Origin of the sequence: Microbacterium sp. NPDC089321, assembly GCF_040684935.1 — a bacterium.
Lineage (GTDB): Bacteria > Actinomycetota > Actinomycetes > Actinomycetales > Microbacteriaceae > Microbacterium.
In genome coordinates, this window is the sequence record NZ_JBFBGX010000002.1 from 721710 (window position 1) to 747495 (window position 25786).

Here is a 25786-nt window from a genome sequence, read left to right on the forward strand (position 1 = left end):
GTCTATCGGGCTGAGTCCGTCGGATCGGTGCCGTGCGACAGCTCGTCCCAGGAATCGACGGCGTCGAGCGGGCCCGTGCTGTGGTGCGCGGCCTCCGAGGCGGCCCGATAGCGACGGCCTCCCGCCGGCCAGCGGCGGGCGGTCGCGAGAACGTAGACGGATGCCAGGGCGAGCAGGATCCAGGCGATCAGAGCGAGCACCGGCCAGGGCGTCGGGTCGATGGCGGCCACGACCTCGCCCAGCGAGGACTCTCCGCCGAGGCCGGTGGCCTTCGTGACGGCGGGTGCGACGGCTGACAGCGGCGGCGATCCGATGAGCGGCGCCGTGCCGACGAGCAGCGTGACACCGGCGCCGAGGCCGAGAACCCCGATGACGTGACGCAGCACGGGGCCGGCGATCGAGAGTGCGGCGCCCAGAGCGAGCACCGCGAGCGACAGGGGTGCGAGAAGCGGGTAGATCACCGAGCCGGTGACGCTGAGCGGCTCGCCCGCATCAGCCCGCTGCACGGTCGCCCACACCTGCGTCGACGAGATGATCCCGATCCCGCCGGCGAGCAGGAATGTGAGGACCCCGAGCATCCTGGCCCGACGCAGCACGTCAGTCCACCCCGCCCACGGGCAGTTCGCGCCCGTCGAAACAGGTGCGGGTGCCCGTATGACACGCGGGACCGTGCTGGTCGACCTGCAGCAGGATGGCGTCGGCGTCGCAGTCGACCGCGACGCTCACCACGCGCTGAGTGTTGCCCGAGGTGTCGCCCTTGCGCCAGTACTCCTGGCGTGAGCGCGACCAGTACACCGCACGGCCGCCGCTGAGCGTTCGCCGCAGCGCCTCGGCATCCATCCAGGCGAGCATCAGCACTTCGCGCGTATCGTGCTGCTGCACGATCACGGGCGCGAGTCCATCGTCATTCCAGGCGATCGACGCCGTGTCCTGCTCGGTCACCTGACCACCACCCCGTCCGCTCGCAGCGCATCCTTGACGTCGCCGATCGAGAGCTGCCCGCTGTGGAACACGCTCGCGGCGAGCACGGCATCCGCTCCGGCGGCGATGGCGGGCGCGAAGTCGCCCACCTGACCGGCACCGCCTGAGGCGATCACCGGCACAGTCGAGACCTCGCGCATCAGGGCGACGAGCTCGAGGTCGAACCCGTCCTTGGTGCCGTCCGCGTCGATCGAGTTGACGAGCAGCTCCCCCGCACCGCGCTCGATGGCCTCGCGCGCCCAGTCGAGGGCATCGAGAGTCGTCTGGGTGCGGCCACCATGCGTCGTCACGACGAAGCCGGAGTGCGTGGTCGTCGCGCGCGTGACATCGAGCGACAGCACGAGCACCTGTGCGCCGAACCTGTCGGCGATCTCGTCGATCAGGGCCGGACGGGCGATCGCCGCGGAGTTGACGCCGACCTTGTCGGCCCCGACCGAGAGCAGTCGCGCCACGTCGTCGACGCTCCGCACGCCTCCGCCGACCGTGAGCGGGACGAACACCTTCTCGGCGGTGCGCTGAACCACGTCATAGGTGGTCGCCCGAGCATCCACCGTCGCGGTGACATCGAGGAAGGTGATCTCGTCGGCCCCCTGAGCGGCGTAGTGCGCCGCCAGCTCGACGGGATCGCCCATGTCGCGCAGGTTCTGGAAGTTGACTCCCTTGACGACGCGCCCGGCAGCCACGTCGAGGCACGGGATGACGCGCGCGGCGAGAGTCATCAGAGCCTCGCCGCGTGGATCGCGGTGACGAGGATCGCGCGCGCGCCGAGAGCGTACAGGTCGTCCATCACCTGGTTCACTCCCTTGCGCGGCACCATCACGCGCACAGCCACCCACTCGGGGTCGCGCAGCGGTGAGATCGTCGGCGACTCGCGGCCCCCGGCGATCGCGACCGCGGCATCGACCAGTCCGACCGGCAGGTCGTAGTCGAGCAGCACGTACTGACGGGCCACCATCACGCCACGCAGGCGGCGCAGCAGTCGGTCGGTGCCCGGCACGTCGCCCGGTCGGCTGATCAGCACCGCCTCGGATTCGATGATCACGGGTCCGAAGATCTCGAGCCCGGCCTGACGCAGTGTGGTGCCGGTCTCGACGACGTCGGCGATCACGTCGGCGACGCCGAGCCGCACAGCGGATTCGACCGCACCGTCCAGTGGCACGAGCACGGCCGTGACCCCGTTCTCCCGAAGGAAGTCGTCGACGAGACCCGGATAGGCCGATGCGACTCGCACGCCCTCGAGATCGTGGATCGACGAGTACCGTCCGGGAGGAGCGGCGAATCGGAAGGTCGAGCGCGCGAAGCCCAGCTGCTCGATCTCCCTCGCATCGTCCTGGCGGACGTCGCGCAGCAGATCACGGCCGGTGATCCCCACGTCGAGGGCACCGGACGCCACGTAGGTGGCGATGTCGCGCGGACGGAGGTAGAAGAACTCGACGTCGCTGTCGGCGTCGATGACGTGCAGGGTCTTCGGGTCGCGACGGCCGGTGTAGCCGGCCTCCGCGAGCATCTCGGCGGCTGTCTCGGACAGGGAGCCCTTGTTGGGAACGGCGATGCGCAGCATGGATGTCTTTCGTCTCTCGTGAACGGTCGTCTGAGCGTCGTTCACAGATGTCGGTAGACGTCCTCCAGGCTGAGTCCCTTGGCGAGCATCATGACCTGGAGGTGGTACAGCAGCTGCGAGATCTCCTCGGCGGCTTCGTCGTTCGACTCGTACTCGGCGGCCATCCAGACCTCGGCCGCCTCCTCGACGATCTTCTTGCCGATCGCATGCACTCCGCGATCCAGCTGTGCGACGGTGCCCGATCCCTCGGGACGCTCGAGCGCCGTGGCGCTGAGCTCGGCGAACAGTTCGTCGAATGTCTTCACGATTCCAGGCTAGCCGCTCGCGCACGCTCGCGAAGACCGATGACCGCGGCCTCGATGTCGGCCGCCCCGTACACGGCCGAGCCGGCGACGAAGGTGTCGGCCCCCGCAGCTGCCGCCTGCGCGATCGTGGCGTCCGAGATGCCCCCGTCGACCTGCAGCCAGACGTCCGATCCACGCCGGCGTGCCTCATCGTGCAGCGCACGCAGCTTGGGCATCGTCTCGGGCATGAAGCCCTGGCCGCCGAAGCCGGGCTCCACGGTCATCACCAGGACCTGATCGAACTCGTCGAGGATGTCGTAGAGCGGCTCCCCCGCCGTACCAGGCTTGATGGCCACGCCGGCGCGGGCGCCGATCGAGCGCAGACGCCGTGCGAGAGCGACGGGATCGGCCGCAGCCTCGAGGTGGAAGGTCACGCTCGCCGCTCCCAACTCGGCATATCCGGGCGCCCAGCGGTCGGGGTCGCTGATCATCAGGTGCACGTCGAGCGGGATCGGGCTGGTGGCCTGGACGCGCTCGACCATCTGCGGCCCGAACGTCAGATTCGGCACGAAGTGGTTGTCCATCACGTCGACGTGCACGAAGTCGGCCGTCGCGATCCGGGCGAGCTCGGCCTGCATGTTGGCGAAGTCGGCGGCGAGGATGCTCGGGTTGATGCGCGGTGCGGGGGGAAGGGTCATGACTGCGTCCTCTCCTGGTCGGTGCGCTGCAGCAGCGCGAGGAACATGGCGTCGGTGCCATGGCGGTGGGGCCAGAGCTGCACGCTGCGGCCGCCAGGCCCGTCTGCGACCCGTGGGGCGAGGTCGATCGGAGACTGCGAGACATCGGCCATCACGGCACGGGCGTCGAGCTCGACGACGTCGTCGCGTCGACGCAGCACCTCGGCGACCACGCCCGAGGTCTCGGCGAGATGGGGCGAGCAGGTCGCGTACCCGACGATGCCCCCTGGTGCGAGCGCGTCGAGTGCCGCGTCGAGCAGCTGCATCTGCAGTTCGACGAGCTCGGCGACGTCGGCAGGCGATTTGCGCCAGCGCGCTTCAGGGCGTCGCCGCAGCGCCCCCAGGCCGGTGCACGGCGCATCGACCAGGATGCGGTCGAAGGATGCCGGATGCCGTGCCGCCAGCGTCCTGCCGTCCTCCTCGTGCACGGGCACATCGATCGGCAGCGGCCGCACGGCGTGACGCACGAGCCCGGCGCGAGCCGGCACCACCTCGTTCGCCTCGAGGCTCGCTCCGCTCTCGTGTGCGAGCGCCGCGAGCATGGCGGTCTTGCCGCCGGGTCCCGCGCACAGGTCGAGCCATCGCTCCCCCGCGCGCACAGGCTCCGCGGCAGCGAGCGCCAGAGCGATGAGCTGCGAGCCCTCGTCCTGCACCCGGATGGTGCCGTTCGCGTCGGTGATGATCTGCCGGGGGTCGCCCCCGGGCGATCCGAAGGCGGTCGCGGCATAGGGTCGACGCGGTGTGCCCGGCTCGGCGAGACCGGGGAGTGCTGCGAGTGTGACCTCGGGAGCATCGTTGTCGGCACCCAGGAGCTGTTCGAGCTCGTCGGCACGGTCTTCCGCCGCGAGAGCCCGTCGCAGCGCGCGTATCACCCACACCGGGTGGGCGGTGCGCAGCGCGAGTCGCTCGTCGTCGGACCGCGCTCCCGCCTCGATGCGCTGCTGCCAGGTGTCGGCGTCGTCGCGGCCGATCCGGCGGAGCACGGCGTTCGCGAATCCGGACGCACCGCGGCCCGCTTCAGCTGCGACGAGCGAGACGGACTCGTTCACCGCCGCGTGCGCGGCGACCCGTGTGGACAGCAGCTGATGAGCGCCGAGGCGCAGGGCGTCGAGCACCGCGGGGTCGATCTCGGCGACGGGCCGGCCGGCGGCCTCGGCGATGATGGCGTCGTACGTGCCGCGGCGCCGCAGCGTGCCATAGGCGAGTTCGGTCGCGAGTGCGGCGTCCTGAGCGCTGACCCCCGCCTCGACGATGAGCTTCGGCAGCAGCAGGTTCGCGTACGCGTCGTCGTCCGACACAGCGCGCAGCACGTCGTACGCCACCCAGCGGGCGGCCTGGATCTTCGGCGCGCTCATGCGCCGGCCCTCCGGGACTCGCCGTCGCGCAGCCCGCGCCACCAGTCAGCGGCATTCATCGGCCCCTTTCCTGCCGGCTGGACGCGGGTCACGGCGAGAGGCGTCGTGCCGGTGCCGACGAGCACAGCGGACTTCGTGCCGGCGAGCTCCCCGGGCTCGAGCGCGACGGCGTCGGCGGGTGCGGGCTCGGCCGCGAGGATCTTCAGCCGGGCCCCGTCGAGCGTGGTGTGCGCGCCGGGCTCGGGGGTCACACCCCGGTAGCGCGCGTGCACCGACGCGAGCGGCTGGGTCCAGTCGAGCACGCCGTCGTCGAGAGTGAGCTTGGGAGCCAGTGTGGGTGCGCCCTGCTGCGGCTGCGCACGGGCGGTGCCGTCGGCGATGCCGGCGACCACGTCGACGGTGAGCGCGGCACCGTCGTCAGCGAGCACCTCGAGAGCGACATCGGCCGTGGCGTTCTCGGGCAGCGCGACGGCGCGCATGGCGAAGACATCGCCGGCGTCGAGGGCGGGGACGAGCTGGAACACGCTCACGCCGAGCTCCGCGTCGCCGTTGATCAGCGCCCGCTGCACGGGTGCCGCCCCTCGCCACTGCGGAAGCAGGGAGAAGTGCAGATTGATCCAGCCCTTCTCGGGCGTGGAGAGCAGCGGCTCGCGAACGATCCCGCCGTACGCCACGATCACGCCGAGGGCGGCGTCGAACGCGGCGACCTGCGCTGTCACCTCATCGTCGAGGCGTGCCGCCTTGATCACCGGCAGCCCGAGCTGCTCGGCGACCGTGGCGACCGGCGACGGCGTGAGCACGCGCTTGCGACCGAGGGGCGCATCGGGGCGGGTGATCACCGCCGCTATCTCGTGCTGGGCGGCGAGGGCCTGCAGAGTGGGAACGGCCACCGCGGGGGTGCCTGCGAACACGAGGCGCATGAAAGGTTCTCCGGTCGGTCGAGCGAGGGTCGGTGATCAGATGTCCGGTTCGAGGATATCGAGATGCACGGCGAGCGGGATCCGCTGTCGTCCTCGACCTCGACGGCTCTGGGCTGCATCGGCGACGACGCTCGCACGCAGTGTGTCGGCGACGCTCTGGCCTGCGGCGTAGGGGAAGCGCACGAGGGCGCGGACGCGCCCGTCGTCGTCGGTCGGCACAGGACCGAGTACGGCGTCCGCGGGGATGCCGATGGCCGAGAGCGCGTCCAGCGCTCCGCGCACGGATGCGGGGATGCCCTCGATCTGGGCGAATCGGGCCGTGGGCGGCATGTGCAGCGGCATCCGGGCATCCAGTTCGGAGCGTGCGTAAGCGGCGCCCGACCAGGTTGCGAGGGCGCGCGCGACGGGACCGTCGACGCCGACGAGATGCACGGGAGCCCCCGGTGCGGCGAGAGCCGCGGCGTTCGACCACCACCGCAGGCACGACTCCCCGATCCGCAGGTCGGGGGCCTGCAGCATGCGCGCACCGTCGAGGAGGATGACCGCTCGGTACCCGCCGGCTGCGACCGGCTCGGCTCCGCGCGTCGCCACGACAAGGGCGGGGCGGTCGTCGACGTGCTGCACGGGGTGCGCCCCGTCTGACACGATGACCCGGACCCCCGGGAAGGCGCGTCCGAGCTCGTCCGCGGTGCGCTCGGTGCCCGACGACGCCAGGCGCACCTGATCGGAAGAGCACTCCACGCAGCGCCAGGAGTGCGCCGAGCGGCCGCACCATCCGCACACAGGCACGGCTCCACGGCGACGGGCACCGAGCGGACCCCCGCACTGTCGGCATCGGGCGGGGTGCCTGCACTGGGCGCAGACGAGCGTCGGCGAGAATCCGGGGCGGGCGACCTGCACGAGCACCGGCCCTTCCGCGGCAGCGGCGCGCGCCGTGGCGAAGGCGCTCGACGGCACCCGCTGCCCCATGGTGCGCTCGAGTTCCTGAGGAGTGCTCAGACGTACATTCGGGATGACCCGTCTCGCCGCCGTGATGTCGCGCAGCCATCCGTTCTGCACCAGTCGCTCGATGTCGGTCGAACGGGTGTGCGAGACCAGCAGCAGTGCGCTGCCCTCCTGCTCCTGACGGATCAGGGCGGCGTCACGCGCGTGCACATAGGGCGCGAGGGGCTCAGCCAGCAGAGCATCGGCGTCGTCCCACAGCGCGACGAGGCCCGCACGGACCGGCGAGTACACGGCGGACCGGTTGCCGACGACGATGCAGGGCGCGTCGTCGAGCGTGCGAAGGAACGCGCGATAGCGGTCGGGGTTCGGCTGTCGCGCGTCGTGCCGCACGACGGCCTCAGCCGGAGCGAGCGCTTCCAGCGCGGCGAGCAGCAGCTCCTGGTCGCGGTAGTCGGGCACGACGAGAACGCTCGAGCGGCCTTTCCCCAGCTGAGCGGCGGCGACCGCAGCCAGCAGAGCGGCCCATCCGGGACGAGAGCCCTCCTGCACGGGGATGGCCTCGACGGCCGCGCGCCCGGCCTCGGCCATCGCCTCGCGCAGCCCCTGGTACTGGCCGATGATCTCGTCGGCTCTGGCCAGGGCATCCGGATCGACGACAGCAGGCTCACCGATCGGTGTCCAGGCCTTCTCGACTCGCACCTGTCGCTTGGGGATCGCGAGACGGAGGATGTCCGACGCCGAGCCGGCGGCCCGGTCCGCGGCGCGGCGCGCCAGGCGGTAGAGCCGCTCGGGCATCACGACCGCAGGCGAGACGACGCTCTCGACCGTCGAGAGCGAGCGAGTGGCATCCGCCTCCACATCGATCTCGACGACGAAGCCGTCGACGACGCGACCAGCCGTGCGCAGCGGCGCCTTGATGCGCACACCCGGTGTGACGTCGCCCAGCTCGCGAGGCAGCTCGTAGTCGAACAGCCGATCGAGCTGTGGCAGCGGCGAGTCGATCAGGACGCGCGCAATGCGGCGCCCCTCTTCGCGGGCCGTCGGCACTCGCTCTGCACGAGCGTCGGACACGCCGGCCTCAGAGCCCGGCGGCGCGGCGCAGATCGTCGGCGCGGTCGGTGCGCTCCCAGGTGAAGTCCGGCAGCTCGCGCCCGAAGTGGCCGTAGGCGGCGGTCTGCGCGTAGATCGGGCGCAGCAGATCGAGCTCCTCGATGATGGCCTGCGGACGCAGGTCGAACACGGCCGAGATCGCCTGGGTGATGGTCTCTTCGGATACCCGGCCGGTGCCGAAGGTCTCGACGTACAGGCCGACGGGGCGGGCGACGCCGATCGCGTATGCGACCTGCACCTCAGCACGCTCTGCGAGCCCGGCGGCGACGACGTTCTTGGCCACCCAGCGCATCGCGTAGGCGCCGGAGCGGTCGACCTTCGACGGGTCCTTGCCGCTGAAGGCACCGCCACCGTGACGGGCGGCCCCACCGTAGGTGTCGATGATGATCTTGCGACCCGTGAGTCCCGCATCGCCCTTCGGCCCGCCCGTGACGAACGGCCCGGCCGGGTTGATGTAGTACTTCAGGTCGTCGGCGAGGTCGAGACCGGTCTGCTCGAGCACGGGATCGATGACCGTCGACCGCACCAGGTGCTTCAGTTCGTCCTGCGAGATGTCGGGGTGGTGCTGCGTCGACAGCACGACCGCGTCGACGGTCTTCGGCGTGAAGCCGTCGTAGCCGAGCGTGACCTGGGTCTTCCCGTCGGGGCGCAGGAACGCCAGCTCACCCGAGCGGCGCACCTCCGTGAGGCGCTCCGCGATACGGTGCGCCGTCCAGGCGGCCATCGGCATGAGCTGCGGCGTCTCGTTGGTCGCGAAGCCGAACATGATGCCCTGGTCGCCGGCGCCCAGTTCGTCGCGGGGGTCGGTCGAGCCGCCGTCGCGCTGCTCCTGCGCCTGGTCGACGCCGTTCGCGATGTCGGACGACTGCTCGCCCACAGAGATGCTGACTCCGCACGACGATCCGTCGAAGCCCGTGTCGCTCGAGGTGTAGCCGATGCCGTTCACGACATCGCGCACGATGGTCGGGATGTCGACGTAGCCCTCGGTGCGGATCTCACCGGCGACGTGGACGAGACCGGTCGTGACCAGCGTCTCGACCGCGACGCGGGAGTCGCGATCGACGGCGAGCAGACCGTCGAGGATGCTGTCGGAGATCTGGTCGCAGATCTTGTCGGGGTGTCCTTCGGTGACGGACTCGGACGTGAACAGGCGCAGGGCGCTCATCGGTGCTCCAAAACGGGTTCGTGGGGCGGAGCCGGGGCGGGCTCGACGCCAGTGTGCATGGAGCCGCCGACATCCGGGTGGGGACGTCGGCGGCTCACAGTGCGAAGAGGCTCACTCAGCGTGGCGGATGCGCAGCTTGTCCTCGTTGATCTCGTGCAGAGCGATCGTGAGGGGCTTGTCCTCGACCGACGAGTCGACCAGCGGTCCGACGTTGTCGAAGAGGTTTCCCTCGTGCAGGTCGGAGTAGTAGTCGTTGATCTGACGTGCGCGCTTCGACGCGTAGATCACGAGCTCGTACTTCGACTCGACGCGCTCCAGCAGGTTGTCGATGGGCGGGTCGATGATGCCGTTGTTGTGTCCGGCCATGGTGGACCTCCTGGTCAGCCGACGGAGTCGTCGGGAAGCGGTGGATGAGAGCGCGCGCGGATCAGCGCGCAGAGTCTGTCGCCAATTCTACGACCTCTTCGGCCGCGGTGGCGACGTCGGCGTTCACGACCAGGTAGTCGAACTCGTTCTGCGCGGCCAGTTCGACCCTCGCGGTGCGGAGCCGTCGGACGCGTTCCTCGGCATCCTCGGTGCCTCGACCGACGAGCCGCTGCACCAGTTCGTCCCAGCTGGGCGGCAGCAGGAAGACGAGGGATGCCGTCGGCTCGGCCGCGCGCACCTGCCTGGCGCCTTGAAGATCGATCTCGAGCAGAACCGTCCTGCCGTCGGCGAGGGCGGCGTCGACGGGACCCCGCGGCGTGCCGTACCGGTGCTTGTTGTGCACCACGGCGTATTCGAGCAGCTGCTTGTCGGCGATGAGCCGGTCGAACTCGACGTCGTCGACGAAGTAGTAGTGCACTCCGTCGACCTCGCCGGGCCGCGGCGCGCGGGTGGTCGCCGAGACCGACAGGTGGATCTCGGGGTGCGTCTCGCGGATGTGCGCAGCCACCGTCCCCTTGCCGACCGCGGTCGGCCCGGCGAGCACGAGCAGCCGGCTGCGGGCCGGGCGGGGGCGGTGCGGGGGGAACCGCTCGTCGAGCCAGGCGCTCAGCGCGACGCGCTGACGGACGCCCAGACCGCCGAGTCGCTTGACGGGGGCGATGTGCAGCTCTTCGAGAACGCGATCGCGCTTGCCTGCGCCGATGGCGGGAAGCGCCATGAGGAAGTCCGTGACGCGCATGGTGGCGGCGTCGGACTCGGCATCCTCGATGGCACGGTGAAGCACGGCCTGGGGCGCGATCACCCGCGTGCTCAGATCCCGTTTGAGAGCGGCGCGCGCTCGCCGCCGCTCGAGAGCGCGGCGCGAGGCGGCGACGCGATCGACGTCGGGGACGGCAGGACGTTCAGGCACGGAGGACCTCCTGATAGCGCAGGTTTCGGGTTCTGATCTGCTCGGCTATGCCGGCGGGTCCCGCACCGAGGATGCTCCGGCTCTCGCTCGCGAGCACATTGCCCGCCACCGCGCCGAACCGCTGGACCAGGTCGTCTTCCGTCGCGCCTTGAGCTCCGAAGCCCGGCGCGAGGATCGGCGTGTCGACGAGGAGCGCGTCGTCGAGGCCCACCTCTGCAGGGTCGACGGTCGCTCCGACCACGAGGCCGACCGGTCCGAGTCCGCCGGCGAAAGCGGCCGAATGGTTGACCCAGGTGACATCGCGGGCCACCCGCGCCGCCACCGTCTGCTCGTCGGACGCCTCCACATCGACGGTGCGTGCTGTCTGCAGCGCCGCCGCCTCTGGGTTGCTCGTCGCCGCGAGCACGAAGACGCCCTTGTCGGCGCGGACCGCGGCCGTGAGCGTGTCGCGCAGCGACTCGGGGCCGAGATACGGGCTGATCGTGACCGCGTCGGACTCGAGCGGCGAGCCCGGTTCCAGCCACGCCGACGCGTAGCCTGCCATGGTCGAGCCGATATCGCCCCGCTTCGCGTCGGCGAGGACGATGAGATCGGCGTCCCTGGCCGCGGCGATCACGTCTTCCAGGGCGGCGAACCCGCGCGAGCCGAAGCGCTCGAAGAAGGCCACCTGCGGCTTCACCACACCGGCGCGTCCCGCAGCGGCGTCCACCACCGCGAGGCCGAACTCTCGCAGCCCGTCGGCGTCCTGTCCGAGGCCCCACTGATCGAGCAGCGCCGCATGCGGGTCGATGCCGACGCACAGCGGACCGAACCGGTCCATCGCCGTGCGCAGCCTCACCCCGAACGAGTCGCTCATCGCGCGTCCGCACGGTCGAGGGCGTACTCCTGCAGGCTGCGCACGTCGAAGCCGGACTGCGTGGCGTCCATTCCCGTCACGGCGGCGCCGAGCACGGCCATGGTGGTGAACAGCGCCTTGTCGGCGGCGACCGCGGCGGCGCGGATCTCGTATCCGTCCGCACGGGCCGACCCGCCCCCGGGCGTGTTCACGACGATGTCGATCTCGCCGTCGTTGATCAGGTCGACGATGTTGCGGTCACCGCTCTCCTGCGTCTCGCTGAACTTCGACACGACGCGGGCCGTGATGCCGTTGCGGCTGAGGATCTCGGCGGTGCCCTCCGTCGCGACGATATCGAAGCCCAGCTGCTGCAGGCGATGCGCAGGCAGGATGACGTCGCGCTTGTCGGAGTCGGCGACCGAGATGAACACGGTGCCCGATGTCGGCATGCCGCCGTACGCGGCCGACTGGCTCTTGGCGAACGCCGTCGGGAAGTCCCGATCGATGCCCATGACCTCGCCTGTCGAGCGCATCTCAGGACCGAGCACCGAGTCGACGACCTTGCCGTCGTGCGTGCGGAACCGCTTGAACGGCAGCACGGCCTCCTTCACGGCGACCGGTGAGCCCAGCGGCACGCGGGAGCCGTCCTGGGCGGGAAGCATGCCCTCGTCGATCAGCTCGGCGATCGTGGCGCCCGCCATCAGCCGGCTCGCGGCCTTCGCCATCGGGATGCCGAGGGCCTTCGACACGAAGGGCACGGTGCGGCTGGCGCGCGGGTTCGCCTCGATCACGTAGAGCACTCCGGCGCTGATCGCGAACTGCACGTTCAGCAGGCCTCGCACTCCCACGCCCTCGGCGATGGCGAGCGTCGCGGTGCGCACGCGGTCGACATCCGTACGGCCGAGCGAGACCGGGGGCAGGGTGCAGCTCGAGTCTCCGGAGTGGATCCCGGCTTCCTCGAGGTGCTCCATGACGCCGCCGATGTAGAGGTCGGTGCCGTCGTAGAGCGCGTCGACGTCGAGCTCGATCGCGTCGTCGAGGAAGCGGTCCACCAGCAGCGGCTTGCCCTCCTCGATCACGACCTCGCCGGCGGTGCGGACGAAGTACTCGCGCAGCGACGCGGTGTCGTAGACGATCTCCATGCCGCGTCCGCCGAGAACGAAGCTCGGGCGCACGAGCACCGGGTAGCCGATGTCCCCGGCGATGCGCACGGCACCCTCGACGTCGATCGCCGTCCCGTTGCGCGGGGCGACGAGGCCTGCGTCGTCGAGCAGGCGGGCGAACAGCTCGCGCTCCTCGGCGAGGTCGATCGCAGCCGGGCTCGTGCCGAGCACGGTGTATCCCGCTGCCTCGATGCCCTTCGCGAGCCCCAGCGGGGTCTGACCGCCGAGCTGGCAGACGACACCGAGGATCGTTCCGCTGCGTGCCTCCGCGTCGAGCACCTCGAGCACGTCCTCGAGCGTCAGCGGCTCGAAGTACAGGCGGTCGGAGGTGTCGTAGTCGGTCGAGACCGTCTCGGGGTTGCAGTTGACCATGACGGTCTCGTACCCGGCGTCCGACAGCGCGAAAGAGGCGTGCACGCACGAGTAGTCGAACTCGACGCCCTGCCCGATGCGGTTGGGGCCCGAGCCGATGATGACCACCTTGGTGCGGTCGGACGGCGCCACCTCGGTCTCGAAGTCGTAGCTCGAGTAGTGGTACGGCGTGAGCGCGGGGAACTCGCCGGCGCATGTGTCGACCGTCTTGAAGACCGGGCGCACGTCGAAGCCGTGACGGATGCGGCGCACCTCGGCCTCGTCCAGGCCGCGCAGCTCGGCGATCTGCAGATCCGAGAAGCCGTGCTCCTTCGCGTAGCGCAGAGTCGCGGCATCGAGCTCGTCGGCGGATGCCACGGCTTCAGCGACCTCGTTGATCAGGACGATCTGGTCGAGGAACCACGGGTCCATGGCCGTCGCGTCGAACGCCTGCTCGATCGTCGCCCCCTTGCGCAGCGCCTGCTGCAGCACGACGATGCGTCCGTCTGTCGGGGTCTTCGAGATCTCGAGCAGCTCGTCGACCGTGCGGTTCTCCTCGCCCCAGTGGAAGCTGGATCCCCGCTTCTCGAGCGAGCGCAGCGCCTTCTGCAGCGCGGTGGTGTAGTTGCGTCCGATGGCCATGGCCTCGCCGACCGACTTCATGGTGGTGGTGAGCGTGGCGTCAGCGGCCGGGAACTTCTCGAACGCGAAACGGGGCACCTTCACCACGACGTAGTCGAGCGTCGGCTCGAAGCTCGCAGGCGTCACGCCGGTGATGTCGTTGGGGATCTCGTCGAGACGGTAGCCCAGGGCGAGCTTGGCGGCGAGCTTCGCGATCGGGAAGCCCGTGGCCTTCGAGGCGAGCGCCGACGAGCGGGAGACACGCGGGTTCATCTCGATGACGATGATGCGACCGTTGGTCGGGTCGACCGCGAACTGGATGTTGCAGCCGCCGGTGTCGACGCCGACCGAGCGGATGATGTCGATCGAGATGTCGCGCATCTTCTGGTACTCGCGGTCGGTGAGGGTGAGCGCCGGAGCCACGGTGATCGAATCGCCGGTGTGAACCCCGACCGGGTCGACGTTCTCGATCGAGCAGACGACCACCGTGTTGTCGGCGGTGTCGCGCATGAGCTCGAGCTCGTACTCCTTCCATCCGAGGATCGATTCCTCGAGGAGCACCTCGTTGGTCGGCGAATCGTGCAGTCCTGCGCCGCCGATGCGACGGAGGTCGGCCTCGTCGTAGGCGAAGCCCGAACCGAGGCCGCCCATGGTGAACGACGGGCGCACGACGAGCGGGTAGCCCAGCTCGTCGGCCCCCGCTAGCAGCTCGTCCATGGTGTGGCAGATGACGGAGCGGGCGACGTCGGCACCCGCTTCGAGCACGAGCTCCTTGAACACCTGGCGGTCCTCGCCACGGCGGATGGCCTCGACCTTCGCGCCGATCAGCTCGACGTCGTACTTCTCGAGGATGCCGCGGGCGTGCAGCGCCATGGCCGCGTTCAGCGCGGTCTGCCCGCCGAGGGTCGGGAGGATCGCGTCGGGCTTCTCCTTGGCGATGATCGTCTCGATGACCTCGGGCGTGATCGGCTCGATATAGGTGGCATCGGCGAAGTCGGGGTCGGTCATGATCGTGGCGGGGTTGGAGTTCACGAGGATGACGCGCACGCCCTCCTCGCGCAGCACCCGGCAGGCTTGGGTTCCCGAATAGTCGAACTCGCATGCCTGGCCGATGACGATCGGGCCGGAGCCGATGACCAGGACGGAATTGATGTCTGCGCGCTTCGGCATCAGTTGGCGCCCTTCTTGTTGGCGAGCACCAGCTCGCGGAAACGACTGAACAGGTAGTGGGCGTCGTGCGGACCTGCCGCCGCCTCGGGGTGGTACTGCACGGAGAACGCCGGCACGTCGAGGGCCCGCAGGCCCTCCACGACCCGATCGTTCAGGCCGACGTGGCTGACCTCGGCGCGTCCGTAGCCATGGGGGCTGTCGAACTCGCCGTCGATCGGCGCGTCGACCGCGAAGCCGTGGTTGTGCGCGGTGATCTCGACGCGCCCGGTCGCCTTGTCGATGACGGGCTGGTTGAGGCCCCGGTGACCGAAGGTGAGCTTGTACGTACCCAAGCCCAGCGCCCGGCCGAACAGCTGGTTTCCGAAGCAGATCCCGAAGTACGGGATGCGCGCGTCGAGAACCTGCCTGAGCACGGCGACCTGCTGATCGGATGCCGCGGGATCGCCGGGGCCGTTCGAGTAGAACACGCCGTCCGGCTCGACCGCCGCGATGTCGTCGAACGACGAGGACTGCGGCAGCACGTGCACGTCGAATCCGAGTGCGGCGAGGTTGTCGAGAGTGGACTGCTTGACTCCGAGGTCGAGCACCGCGACGTTGCCGATGCGCTCGGTGCTGGCCGGGATGACGACCGGTTCCGCGACCGAGACGGTCGCCGACAGGTTCTGGCCGGCCATCTCGGGCGCAGCGGTCACCCGCTGAAGCTGCTCCTCGGCATCCATCGCCGCGTCGGCGCCCGAGAAGATCCCACCGCGCATCGACCCCGTGTCGCGGATCCGGCGGGTCAGCGCACGCGTGTCGATACCGCTGATGCCGACGATGCCGCCGCGCACGAGAGCGTCGTCCAGGGATTCCTCCGAGCGCCAGTTCGACACCCGGCGGGCGGGGTCGCGCACGATGTACCCGGCGACCCAGATGCGCGACGACTCCTCGTCTTCGCGGTTCATGCCGGTGTTGCCGATGTGGGGTGCGGTCTGCAGGACGATCTGACCCGCGTACGACGGGTCGGTCAGCGTCTCCTGGTAGCCCGACATGCCGGTGGCGAAGACGACCTCGCCGAGGGTCGTGCCACGCGCGCCATAGGCGCGGCCCTCGAAGCGGGTGCCGTCCTCGAGAACGAGCACTGCGGGCTCTGCGGGGGTGATGGATGTCATGAGTTCTCTCCGTTCTCCGCTGCCGCGCACAGGCGCTCGAGCTGCGGAAGGATGTCTGCGGGCCCGCCGGAGGCGAGCCGGATGAAGGAGTCGACGTGCACGCCGTCGGCGACCCGCCATACGAGGCGGATGAGGCCGTCGCGCTCCACGACGCGGTCGATGGCGACCGTGGCCCGGTCGGCGGCGGCGAGCCGCGTGGATGCCAGGAAGACGGTCGGAGCGCCATCGAGGCTGAGGGCGACGCCGCGGTCGGTCAGCACGAGCTCTCCACGCGCGCGGTAGGTCAGCGGGCTGACCGCGAGGCGCTCGAGAGGCTGGTCGTGCTTCGTCGTGGCCACGTACAGGATCTCGTGCCTGCCCGTCACCTCGGCGTGCTCGGGGACCCCGATCGGCGCGGTGAGGTCGGAGTCGCGTCGCAGTCTTCGGCGCCATGCGAGGAACATGGTCAGCAGGATGAGCGCGGCGACGAGGCCGATGATCAGACCGGCGGTCTCCCGGCTCACTCGCCCAGCTCCTCGACGAGCACTCCCCCGTCGACGGTCACGACGCCGCCGTGGATCGTCCACTGCACGCGCCCGGGCAGCTCGCGCCCGAGGTACGGGGAGTTGTGACTGCGTCCGTGCAGGTCGGCCTCGGTGAAGACACCGGGCACGCTCGGGTCGTACAGCGTGACGTGTGCGGGACGCCCGGCCTCGAGCGTGCCGAACCCGTCGAGTCGACCGATCTGCGCCGGCGCCGAGCTCATCACCCGGGCGACGTCGGTCCAGTCGAGCTGGCCGGTTTCGACCATCGCCTGGTGGACGACCCGCAGTGCGCTCTCGAGCCCGACCATGCCGTTCGCCGCCGCCTGCCATTCGCAGGCCTTGTTCTCGGCCGGGTGCGGGGCGTGGTCGGTGGCCACGATGTCGATCGTTCCGTCGGCGAGACCCTCGCGCACCGCCATGACGTCCTCAGCCGTGCGCAGCGGCGGGTTGACCTTGTAGCGCGCGTCGTAGTCGCGCACGAGGTCGTCGGTGAGCAGCAGGTGGTGGGGGGTGACTTCTGCGGTCACCTGGATGCCGCGCTTCTTGGCCCACCGGATGATGTCGACCGATCCTGCGGTCGAGAGATGGCAGACATGCAGACGGGAGCCGACGTGCTCGGCGAGCAGCACGTCGCGCGCGATGATCGATTCCTCGGCGACGGCCGGCCATCCGGTGAGACCCAGCTCGGCCGAGACGACGCCCTCGTTCATCTGGGCGCCCTCGGTGAGACGCGGGTCCTGCGCATGCTGGGCGATGACGCCGTCGAACGACTTCACGTACTCGAGTGCGCGTCGCATGATCAGCGGGTCCCAGACGCAGAACCCGTCGTCGCTGAAGACACGCACACGCGCTCGCGACCCGGCCATGGCCCCGAGCTCGGCCAGGCGCTCGCCCTTCTGGCCGACGGTGACCGCGCCGATGGGCTGCACGGTCGCATAGCCCGCTGCCTCGCCGAGGGCGAGCTCCTGCTCGACGACGCCGGCCGTGTCCGCGACGGGCTGGGTGTTGGGCATGGCGAAGACAGCCGTGAAGCCGCCGGCGGCCGCAGCGCGGGTGCCGGTGAGCACGGTCTCGGATGCCTCGAAGCCGGGCTCACGCAGGTGGGTGTGCAGGTCGACGAGTCCGGGGAGCGCGACCAGGCCGGCTGCATCGATCACTCGCGCGCCCGATCTGGTGAGGCCCGAGCCGACCTCGGCGATGACGCCGTTCTCGATCACGATGTCGGCGCTGTCGCGCCCGAGCAGCTGGACGCCTGCGATGACGAGGGTCTGGCTCATTTCACTTCCCCTCTTCGTTGCGCTCGCCTGCCAGCAGCAGGTAGAGCACGGCCATGCGCACCGAGACTCCGTTGGTGACCTGCTCCAGCACGGTGGAGCGGGGCGAGTCTGCGGCTTCGGATGAGATCTCCAGCCCGCGGTTCATAGGACCGGGGTGCATGACGATGCTATCGTCCGGCAGCGTCGCCGCACGGACGGCATCCAGACCCCACAGTCGGGAATACTCCCGCTCAGTGGGGAAATATGCGGCGTGCATGCGCTCGGCCTGGATGCGCAGCATCATGACGGCGTCCGGCCCGTCGGCGAGGGCCGCGTCGAGGTCGTAGAGCACGCGCACCGGCCACTGCGTGACGTTCTGCGGCACGAGCGTCGGCGGGGTCACGAGGGTGACGTCGGCGCCGAGCAGCGAGAGCAGCCAGACGTTGGATCGGGCGACGCGCGAGTGCAGCACGTCTCCCACGATGACGACGCGCAGGCCCGAGAGGTCGTGACCTCGGCTGTCGCGCCCGTACCGTCGCTTGCGGATCGTGAAGGCGTCGAGCAGGGCCTGGGTGGGATGCTCATGCGTGCCGTCGCCCGCGTTGACGACGCCGGCCGAGATCCAGCCGCTGGTCGCGAGCGTGCGGGGCGCACCGGATGCCGGATGCCGCACGACCACGGCATCCGCGCCCATGGCCTCCAGCGTCTGGGCGGTGTCCTTCAGGCTCTCGCCCTTCGACACGCTCGATCCCTTGGCGGCGAAGTTGATGACGTCTGCGGAGAGTCTCTTCGCAGCGGCTTCGAACGAGATCCGGGTGCGGGTGGAGTCCTCGAAGAACAGGTTCACCACGGTCTTGCCGAGCAGGGTCGGCAGCTTCTTGACCTCCCGGAACTGCGTGTCGGCCATGTCCTCCGCGACGTCGAGGATGCGCAGCGCCTGCTCGCGATCGAGGGTGCGGGTGTCGAGCAGGTGCCTCATGACTCGATCGTCACCTCGTCGGACCCGTCGAGCTCGCGCAGGCGCACGTTGACGCGCTCCGCTCGCGACGACGGGATGTTCTTGCCCACGAAGTCGGGGCGGATGGGCAGCTCACGGTGACCGCGGTCGACGAGGATCGCCAGACGCACGGCCGAGGGGCGGCCGATCGACTGCAGCGCATCGAGCGCGGCGCGGATGCTGCGCCCCGAGAAGAGCACGTCGTCGACGAGCACGACCGTCTTGCCGTCGATGCCGTCGGCGGGGATCTCGGTGCGCTTGGGAGCACGTGTCGGGTGCTTCGACAGATCATCGCGGAACAGCGTGATGTCGAGCGATCCCACCGGGATGTCCGTCTCGGCGATGCCGGAGATGATCGGACCGAGTCGCTCGGCGAGCGTGACTCCCCTGGTCGGGATGCCGAGGAGGACGAGACCTTCGCCGCCGCGATTGGACTCGAGGATCTCGTGCGCGATGCGGGTCAGAGCGCGCGTGATATCGGCTTCGTGCAGCACTGTGCGTGCAGACATCGGCCACTTCCCTTCTCCGCCTCTCAGGACGGCTTTAAAGGTTCGGTGATGGTCCGATTCTAACGATTCGGCTCCTCCGCCGCTGGTATACCAACCGGCGCGGAGCATCGATCCTTGACACCTAGTGTTGCTAGGCCTAGTGTCACTAGGCATGAACGCGGAATCTCTCAAAGGGCACATGGACATGCTCGTGCTCTCGGTCGTCGCGCGAGGGCCGTTGCACGGCTACGGCGTCATCGACGCGCTGCGGGAGCGCAGCGACGGGTCGTTCGATCTGGCCGAGGGCACGGTCTATCCCGTCCTCCATCGTCTGGAGCGGGCGGGTCTGCTGACTCACGCGTGGTCGGAGTCCACGGGCCGGCGCCGCAAGCTCTACCGACTCACGCCGGCCGGTACGGCTCGGCTGCGCGAACAGCAGAGCCGGTGGCGCGAGTTCGTGGACGCTGTCGAGTCGGTCATCGGAGGCCGGGCATGGCCGGCGATGGCCTGATCGACGGGTACCTCGCGGCGCTGCACGCACGCACACGCGGCCGCGCCGACCAGCGTGACCTCATCGACGAGATCGCGGACCACCTGCTCTCGGCCGCAGAGCGCCTGGAGCAGCGGGGCGTGCCCCGCGCCGAAGCGGAATCACGCGCTCTGACGCGGCTGGGCGACCCTCGCCTCGTCGCGTCGCTTCTCACCTCCACACCATCGAAAGGCACCGTCTTGTCACTGTTCTTCGCACGCCGACTCGGCATCTTCGCCGGCTTGGCCTCCGTCACCTGGGCCCTCGCAGCCGTATCCACCTACTACGGCTTCACGGCGCTGTCCGGCAGCTGGTCGCAGGAGAGCTACCTCGCCTCGGCCATGCTGGTCGCCACCGCGTGCCTGCTCACCACCGCCGTGCTCTTCGGCGTCAACATCCGCGCGCGCGGTCGGGTAGACGCGGGCACCGTCTGGATCACCGTGCTCGGCTTGTTCGCCACCGCCGTGGCGGTGCTCCTCGCCTGGGCGGTGACCATCTGGCTTCCTGTGCTCGCCGCCGCGGTCACGTGGACGTGCATCCGTGCCCGGCGCGCCCATGCCGGATCACCGGCGTTCGCCGCCGCTCTCGCCGTGCTCTCGCCGCTGCTGGCCATCGCAGTGATCGCCGTGAGCGTCTTCGGCGTGATCACGGGAGACGAGATGGACCTCGCGATCTGGGCTTCGGTCGCCGCTCTCGGGGTGCTGCTCATCGCCGGATTCGTCGACATCGCGGCCCGGGTCTCGCACACATTCCGTCTGACATCGGCCACCGCCTGACGCCTCGGGCATCCGAGGGCCGAGCGTCGACAGCGAGGTCGGCGTTCCGATGGGCCCGTGCGCCTCGGTGCGGATTTCCGCGAGTCGGAGTCAGGCGCCGAGGCGCAGGGCGTCTTCGGTAACCGGGCAGCGCTCCGCGCGGATCGGGTGCCCCGTCGTGGTCAGGCACTTGCCCGTCGCGAGGTCCCACTTCCAGTCGTGCATCGAGCACGTCAGGATGCCGTCTTCGATCTTCCCGGTGCGGGTGAGGTCGGCGCGCAGATGCGGGCAGCGCCGCTGCACGATCCAGTCGCCGATCTCGGCGTCTTCGGTCTGGTCGGTCTGCTCCTGATACCAGTTCTCGACGTACTCGATCCGGTCGACCGAGAGGCACTTGAGGAACGTGGTCAGGAACTCGTTGAACTTGCCGCTGCGTCCGACCGAGAACTGCATCGACAGGAAGATCGAGTTCGACCAGTCGATCTCGTGGTCTCGGATGTTCGTCGAGACCAGGTCAGCGGGGATCGTGTACCAGTAGATGCACTCCTCGCCGGCGTACTCGCGGACCTTGGCCTTGGGGAAGTCGACGACCATGTCGAGGTCGCCGATCTTGAAGCGGACGTTGCCGCCGACACCGAGGCGGATGGTGCGCGACTTCTTCAGCAGCGGCTCCCACCACTCCTTGATCGCAGTGAGCATCTCGTCGGGCGGCATCACCGCCGCCCGGGTCGCCTCCTCGTCGATGATCTCCTGCTGCCGCGTGGCCTTCTGCTCGGCCAGGTACTCCCACTTGTCGTCGAAGATGTGGTCGATCTCCGCCTGGGAGTAAAGGCTCTGCGACACGTTCAGCTCACCGTGGTTCATGTCGACCACGGTGCCGGGGATGAAGAGATGACCGTCGTACTGAGGCGCCAGCTCCTTCATGTGCGCCAGGAACTCCTTCTGATCCGTGAAGATCGAGTCGTCGTTCCGGCCCTTGCCGTTGTACTGGAAGAGCTCTTCGCGCAGGAACATGGGCGGTCCCGCCATCGGGAAGACGTGAGGGGCGTCGACCTTCTCGATGTAGTACATGGCCCGCTTGTTCTGCGCATCGCGCTTCAGACCGGCGAACTTCTGCTTGGCGTCCTGGGGCAGGTCGTAGACCATGGGCCACCAGATCGCTCCGGAGACCTGGGTGAAGTACGCCTCGGGCTTGCCGAACGACAGCAGCGCCTCGAGGTCGAGCGGATGCGAGTCGTTCTGGTTGAGGATCGAGGCCGTACCGTCATCGACGCTCAGGGAGGAGTCGCCGATCGGGCCGTCGCTCGGCGCGCGCAACGGCGTGATCATGATCTTCAGGTCTCCGCGCTCGATCACCTGACCGGCGGGCGCGTAGGTGATGTTGTTGTAGCCGAGCGTGCGGATGTCGACCTCGAGGTCGTCGGTGACGTACTCGGGCAGCAGCACCTCGATGTCCTTGGAGATGTACTTCTCGAGCAGCTTCGGATCGAAGTGGTCGCGGTGGCGGTGCGAGATGTACAGGAAGTCCGCGTCGCGCCCGAAGCGCTCCCAGTCGAGGCCGCGGTTGTCGGGGAACGGGAACCACGAGCCGTAGAACGAAGGACCGAGAACCGGGTCGCAGATGATGTTTCCGCCGGCCGTCTCGATGAACATCCCGGCATGGCCGAGTCCCGTGATCCGCATGTCTCTCCTCTGGGTTGGACAGCGTCAATTCTAACGAGCGCTTGCTGTACGCGGTCGGTGACCGGCCGTGCTTATCCGGATGCCCGTCCGTCTCGCGGCGGTCAGGAGTCCAGTAGCCCGCGGATGTCGTCTGCAGTGAGCGCCTGCGAGAACAGCGCCTCGTCGTCCATCACCGCGGTGAACAGCCGGGCCTTGCGCTGCTGCAGCGCCAGGACCTTCTCCTCGATGGTTCCGGCGGCGATGAGCCGGTACACGAAGACCCGCTGCGTCTGGCCGATCCGATGTGTGCGGTCGATCGCCTGCGCCTCGGCTGCGGGATTCCACCACGGATCGAGGAGGAAGACGTAGTCGGCCTCGGTCAGGGTGAGCCCGAATCCACCCGCCTTGAGACTGATGAGGAACACCGGCGCGTCGCCGGAGCGGAACCCGTCGATGACATCCTCCCGACGGCGAGTCGAACCGTCGAGATGCTCGTAGCCGATGCCTGCTTCGCGGAGCCGCTCGGCCGCCATCTCGAGGTAGGACGTGAACTGGCTGAACACCAGTGCACGATGACCCTCCGCGCGGAGCTCCTGCACGTGCTCGAGAAGCACGTCGAGCTTCGCCGAGACGGCTTCAGAGGCATCCGGGTCGATCAGCCTCGGGGAGAGCGCGAGCATGCGCAGCATCGTGAGCGAGCGGAACACGATGAAGCGGTTGCGGTCGAGATCGGCGAGCAGTCCGAGCACCTTCTGCCGCTCACGCTGCAGCACCGTGTCGTACACCGCTCTGTGGGCGGGGCTCAGGTCGACGATGAGCTCCTGCACCTGCTTCTCGGGGAGGTCGGCCGCGACCAGCTCTTTCGTGCGGCGCAGCATGAGAGGGCGGATGCGGCGGCGCAGCCGCTCGAGTCGCTGCTGACGATACGGGGCGCCCTCCTCGTTCTCCGGTACCTTGCCCTGCTCGATCGGCTGCACGTAGTCCTCGCGGAAGCGGCGCTTCGAGGGGAACAGCCCTGGCGCCGTCAGGGCGAACAGGGCCCATACGTCGGTGAGGCTGTTCTCGAGCGGCGTGCCGGTGACGGCGATGGTCACCGTTGAGCGCAGCTTCGCGATGGCGAGGTGCACCTTCGTCGCCGGATTCTTCGCGAACTGCGCCTCGTCGATGATGACACCCGCCCAGTCGATGCCCTGGTACTCCTCGGCGTCCAGCCGGAGCAGCGTGTAGGAGGTGACGAGGATCTCGGCGTCGGCGACCATGGTCGCGATCTCGTCGGGCCGCCGGGCCCCCGTGCCCTCTACCACCCGTACGCGAAGCTCCGGGGTGAATCTGCCCGCCTCGCTGCGCCAGGTGCTCAAGACCGACGTCGGCGCGATCACGAGGAACGGCCTCTTCTCCCCCGTCTCGACGGCGTGGGCGACCAGGGAGAGCAGCTGCAGCGTCTTGCCGAGACCCATGTCGTCGGCGAGGATGCCCCCCAGACGGTGCTTCCAGAGGAATGCGAGCCAGTCGAGTCCCTGCTGCTGATACGGGCGCAGCTGCGCCCGCAGGCCGCTGGGCGGTGCCGTGGGAGGAACGTGCTCGATCCCTCGCAGCCCCTCTGCTGTCGCGCGCCAGCCGACCGCCTGCTCGGACTCGTCGGCGAGGTCTTCGAAGTCGTCCCAGAGGGCGGTCTGGTAACGGCTGATCCGAGGACCTGTCTCCCACTCGGTGAGAGCCCCCGCCTCGTCGATCAGCTCGCGCAGCTGCTGCAGCGCGGGATGCGCGAGAGAGAAATAGGTGCCGTCGACCAGCATGAGCTTGGTGCGCCGCATGCTCAGCGCGGTGAACAGGGGTGTGAAGGGGATGGAGTGCCCGTCGATCTTCACGAGCACGCCGAGGTCGAACCAGTCCGGGTCGGTCGACTCGACCGTCGACACCGAGATCTCCGGGGTCCCGGTCAGCTCGCGGTACCTGCGGCGCCGCCCGGTCACGACGACCTTGATGTCCGCAGCCTCGTACGCCGGCAGGACGTGAGCGGCCCACTCCGCGGCGGCGAGCTGCTCGAGCTCGCCCTGGTGGCGGAACGGCTCGCCGCTCCCGGTGGCCCAGACGGCCTCGAGCTCGCGCGTGCGCCGGTGTTCGGCATCCGGATCCCTGAACCGCTCGGCGCCCGCGAACGGGACCGGGCCGTGGCCGGCGTACTCCCACTCGAACCGGTAGTCGATGCGGTGCCCGCTGCGGAACGCGACGCGCAGCAGCGGCTCCGGAACGGCGAGCGTGGGCAGCGCGACGTCGGGTGCCGACACCGCGGTCTGTCGTGCGATCGCGGGGTACGCCTCGGCGAGGAACCCCTGCCTGTCGCGCTCCGGCACATCGATCGGCGCAGCGGCGTTCAGCGCGCTGAGCACGGGAGGTGCCAGCGCGACCCGTGCGATGGCGACCTCGATGCCCGCCCCGACCAGCTGCCAGTGGTAGACGCCGATCCGTCCGATGGGGCGGATGGTTCCCGCGGCCGCCGCCTGGCCGTCGATCGCGGCGTCGACGCTCACGGCGAGCCCGCCGCTGTCGTTGGGATCGATACGGAGCCCGATCTGCGCCGTGCCGGCGAGAGCGACCGTCGTGTGCTTCTGCGTCGGGACGATCGGGATGCCCAGCCCGGGGAGCGCGTCGAGATGCTGCCAGAGCAGCGGGGTCTCGACGCGGTCGAGTGCGATCCAGTCGCCGGCGGTGCCCGAGAGCAGCGAGTCACGGGCGATATTGAGGAAGTCGGTGAACCAGCGCGCCTGATCCGCGTCGTACCGCCCCGCAGACCGCCGCACGGAATCCCAGCTCGCATCGCCCTGAATCCACTTGCCCGTGGACGCGCTGCGCGTCAGCGGGCGCACCACGAGCAGCAGCTCGCCATGCTCGCCCGCCAGATCGCGGGGCGTCGCGGTCTGCAGCGCAGCCGGTCCCCACCGATCGAACGAGCGATCAGGGCGCATCCGCAGCTCGATGCCGATCGCGAGCGGCTGAGCATCCGCCGACGTGCGGGATGAATCCAGAAGCGCGCGCCATGCGGGCGGCGGCACGGGGCGCGCGAAGGCGCCGAACTGCTCCCACGGCTCGCGAGGCGGAGGCGGCGCGATGACCGGCCGTGCCTGCACCGGGGTGGTGACCTCGACGCTCTCGTCCGGGGCGACGATGATCGCGGCGACCACATGCTTGCACGCGGTCGCGACACGACACGAGCATCTGGTCGTCATGATGCGCTGCCCGTCGAAGCGGACGCGGCAGCGATAGGGCTCGCGCTCGCTGCCGAAGACCTCGGCGGCCAGCGTCTGCGTCTGCGCATCCCACCGGGCGGCCGCGACGCGCCCCCTTCGTGCATAGTCGAGGCCCCGCTGATACCCGCCATCGCCGGCGAGGTCGCGCAGAACGCTGACGGCAGGACGGGGAGGGCTCATGACAGCATCCTCCCCGTCACCACCGACACGCGCGTCGGGGCGTGTGGTGATCAGATGGATCGCGCGATGCGCGCGAGCACCCCGTGCACGAACGCGCCGGAATCCTCGGTCGAGAGCTCCTTCGCGAGCTCCACGGCCTCATCGATCGCGACGGCCGTCGGCACCTCGTCGTTGTAGACGATCTCCCACGTGCCGATGCGCAGCAGGGCCCGGTCGACCGCCGGCATGCGGTCGAGCTTCCAGTCGTTGCTGTGGGTGGTGATGTGCTCGTCGATCTCGTCGCGGTTGTCGATGATGCCGTCGACGATGTCGCGGGCGTAGAGCCACGACGCCTCGCGAGACGGCTCGCTCGCGGCGCGCTTCGCGGCGGCGGCGAGCACGACCGAGAGCTCCTCGCCGCGCACGTCGGCGGAGAACAGGATGTCGAGGGCGCGCTTGCGCGCCTTGGTGCGAGCGCTCAAG

General features: G+C 69.6%; 24 protein-coding genes. 2 read left to right on the top strand and 22 right to left on the bottom strand.

Annotated features, from left to right (window positions below):
• Positions 1 to 2 precede the first annotated feature (2 nt).
• From AB0N59_RS11490 to pyrR, 19 genes are all read right to left on the bottom strand, one after another.
• Positions 3 to 578 carry a Trp biosynthesis-associated membrane protein gene (locus AB0N59_RS11490; RefSeq protein ID WP_363483090.1) on the bottom strand — a complete coding sequence of 192 codons (576 nt, stop codon included), beginning with the start codon at positions 576 to 578 and terminating at the stop codon, positions 3 to 5.
• 19 nt (positions 579 to 597) lie between these two features.
• Positions 598 to 942 (bottom strand): phosphoribosyl-AMP cyclohydrolase, encoded by a 345-nt coding sequence (gene hisI / locus AB0N59_RS11495; protein WP_363483093.1) that lies wholly within the window; start codon positions 940 to 942, stop codon positions 598 to 600.
• Complete coding sequence (hisF, locus tag AB0N59_RS11500) at positions 939 to 1700, bottom strand: imidazole glycerol phosphate synthase subunit HisF (protein WP_363483096.1); 762 nt, start codon at positions 1698 to 1700, stop codon at positions 939 to 941. The genes hisI and hisF overlap by 4 nt, the downstream gene beginning before the upstream one ends.
• Complete coding sequence (gene hisG / locus AB0N59_RS11505) at positions 1700 to 2542, bottom strand: ATP phosphoribosyltransferase (RefSeq protein ID WP_204973643.1); 843 nt, start codon at positions 2540 to 2542, stop codon at positions 1700 to 1702. The genes hisF and hisG overlap by 1 nt, the downstream gene beginning before the upstream one ends.
• Positions 2543 to 2583: 41 nt before the next feature.
• Entirely contained in the window at positions 2584 to 2847 is a 264-nt protein-coding gene (locus tag AB0N59_RS11510; protein ID WP_071644477.1) for a phosphoribosyl-ATP diphosphatase, read from the bottom strand.
• On the bottom strand, positions 2844 to 3524 hold the full coding sequence (gene rpe, locus AB0N59_RS11515; protein WP_204973645.1) for a ribulose-phosphate 3-epimerase: 681 nt from the start codon (positions 3522 to 3524) through the stop codon (positions 2844 to 2846). Before rpe ends, AB0N59_RS11510 begins: the two co-directional genes overlap by 4 nt.
• The gene (locus AB0N59_RS11520; protein WP_363483101.1) at positions 3521 to 4918 is read right to left on the bottom strand and encodes a transcription antitermination factor NusB; all 1398 of its coding nucleotides are present in this window, start codon (positions 4916 to 4918) and stop codon (positions 3521 to 3523) included. Before AB0N59_RS11520 ends, rpe begins: the two co-directional genes overlap by 4 nt.
• Positions 4915 to 5838, bottom strand: coding sequence for a methionyl-tRNA formyltransferase (fmt, locus tag AB0N59_RS11525; protein WP_363483104.1), 924 nt, complete (start codon positions 5836 to 5838; stop codon positions 4915 to 4917). Before fmt ends, AB0N59_RS11520 begins: the two co-directional genes overlap by 4 nt.
• 36 nt (positions 5839 to 5874) lie before the next feature.
• Positions 5875 to 7854 (bottom strand): primosomal protein N', encoded by a 1980-nt coding sequence (locus AB0N59_RS11530; protein WP_363483107.1) that lies wholly within the window; start codon positions 7852 to 7854, stop codon positions 5875 to 5877.
• Positions 7855 to 7861: 7 nt separating this feature from the next.
• A complete protein-coding gene (metK, locus tag AB0N59_RS11535; RefSeq protein WP_363483110.1) occupies positions 7862 to 9058 on the bottom strand; it encodes a methionine adenosyltransferase in 1197 nt (398 codons plus the stop codon).
• 111 nt (positions 9059 to 9169) lie between these two features.
• Positions 9170 to 9424, bottom strand: coding sequence for a DNA-directed RNA polymerase subunit omega (gene rpoZ, locus AB0N59_RS11540; RefSeq protein WP_099195959.1), 255 nt, complete (start codon positions 9422 to 9424; stop codon positions 9170 to 9172).
• A 61-nt stretch (positions 9425 to 9485) separates the two neighbouring features.
• Positions 9486 to 10394: a guanylate kinase gene (gene gmk / locus AB0N59_RS11545; protein WP_363483114.1), complete on the bottom strand. Its 909-nt coding sequence runs from the start codon at positions 10392 to 10394 to the stop codon at positions 9486 to 9488.
• Positions 10387 to 11250 (bottom strand): orotidine-5'-phosphate decarboxylase, encoded by an 864-nt coding sequence (gene pyrF / locus AB0N59_RS11550; RefSeq protein ID WP_363483117.1) that lies wholly within the window; start codon positions 11248 to 11250, stop codon positions 10387 to 10389. Before pyrF ends, gmk begins: the two co-directional genes overlap by 8 nt.
• Entirely contained in the window at positions 11247 to 14534 is a 3288-nt protein-coding gene (gene carB / locus AB0N59_RS11555; RefSeq protein WP_363483120.1) for a carbamoyl-phosphate synthase large subunit, read from the bottom strand. Before carB ends, pyrF begins: the two co-directional genes overlap by 4 nt.
• Positions 14534 to 15685, bottom strand: a complete 1152-nt coding sequence (carA, locus tag AB0N59_RS11560) for a glutamine-hydrolyzing carbamoyl-phosphate synthase small subunit (RefSeq protein ID WP_363483123.1) — start codon at positions 15683 to 15685, stop codon at positions 14534 to 14536. The genes carB and carA overlap by 1 nt, the downstream gene beginning before the upstream one ends.
• Positions 15682 to 16188: a hypothetical protein gene (locus AB0N59_RS11565; RefSeq protein WP_363483126.1), complete on the bottom strand. Its 507-nt coding sequence runs from the start codon at positions 16186 to 16188 to the stop codon at positions 15682 to 15684. Before AB0N59_RS11565 ends, carA begins: the two co-directional genes overlap by 4 nt.
• Positions 16185 to 17486: a dihydroorotase gene (locus tag AB0N59_RS11570; RefSeq protein ID WP_363483130.1), complete on the bottom strand. Its 1302-nt coding sequence runs from the start codon at positions 17484 to 17486 to the stop codon at positions 16185 to 16187. The genes AB0N59_RS11565 and AB0N59_RS11570 overlap by 4 nt, the downstream gene beginning before the upstream one ends.
• A 1-nt stretch (position 17487) precedes the next feature.
• The gene (locus AB0N59_RS11575) at positions 17488 to 18444 is read right to left on the bottom strand and encodes an aspartate carbamoyltransferase catalytic subunit (RefSeq protein WP_363483133.1); all 957 of its coding nucleotides are present in this window, start codon (positions 18442 to 18444) and stop codon (positions 17488 to 17490) included.
• On the bottom strand, positions 18441 to 18971 hold the full coding sequence (gene pyrR, locus AB0N59_RS11580; RefSeq protein WP_363483136.1) for a bifunctional pyr operon transcriptional regulator/uracil phosphoribosyltransferase PyrR: 531 nt from the start codon (positions 18969 to 18971) through the stop codon (positions 18441 to 18443). The genes AB0N59_RS11575 and pyrR overlap by 4 nt, the downstream gene beginning before the upstream one ends.
• A gap of 151 nt (positions 18972 to 19122) precedes the next feature.
• On the opposite strand from pyrR, the gene AB0N59_RS11585 reads away from it, so the two are divergent.
• Together AB0N59_RS11585 and AB0N59_RS11590 are read left to right on the top strand one after the other, a co-directional pair.
• Positions 19123 to 19461 (top strand): helix-turn-helix transcriptional regulator, encoded by a 339-nt coding sequence (locus tag AB0N59_RS11585; protein ID WP_363483139.1) that lies wholly within the window; start codon positions 19123 to 19125, stop codon positions 19459 to 19461.
• The gene (locus AB0N59_RS11590; protein WP_363483142.1) at positions 19443 to 20255 is read left to right on the top strand and encodes a permease prefix domain 1-containing protein; all 813 of its coding nucleotides are present in this window, start codon (positions 19443 to 19445) and stop codon (positions 20253 to 20255) included. The genes AB0N59_RS11585 and AB0N59_RS11590 overlap by 19 nt, the downstream gene beginning before the upstream one ends.
• A gap of 90 nt (positions 20256 to 20345) precedes the next feature.
• On the opposite strand, the gene AB0N59_RS11595 is transcribed toward AB0N59_RS11590, so the two are convergent.
• The 3 genes from AB0N59_RS11595 to nusB form a co-directional block, all read right to left on the bottom strand.
• Positions 20346 to 21917, bottom strand: a complete 1572-nt coding sequence (locus AB0N59_RS11595; RefSeq protein WP_363483145.1) for a Rieske 2Fe-2S domain-containing protein — start codon at positions 21915 to 21917, stop codon at positions 20346 to 20348.
• A gap of 101 nt (positions 21918 to 22018) precedes the next feature.
• Entirely contained in the window at positions 22019 to 25324 is a 3306-nt protein-coding gene (locus AB0N59_RS11600; RefSeq protein WP_363483148.1) for a DEAD/DEAH box helicase, read from the bottom strand.
• Between the two features lie 50 nt (positions 25325 to 25374).
• Positions 25375 to 25785, bottom strand: coding sequence for a transcription antitermination factor NusB (gene nusB, locus AB0N59_RS11605; protein ID WP_101186608.1), 411 nt, complete (start codon positions 25783 to 25785; stop codon positions 25375 to 25377).
• Position 25786: the final 1 nt, after the last annotated feature.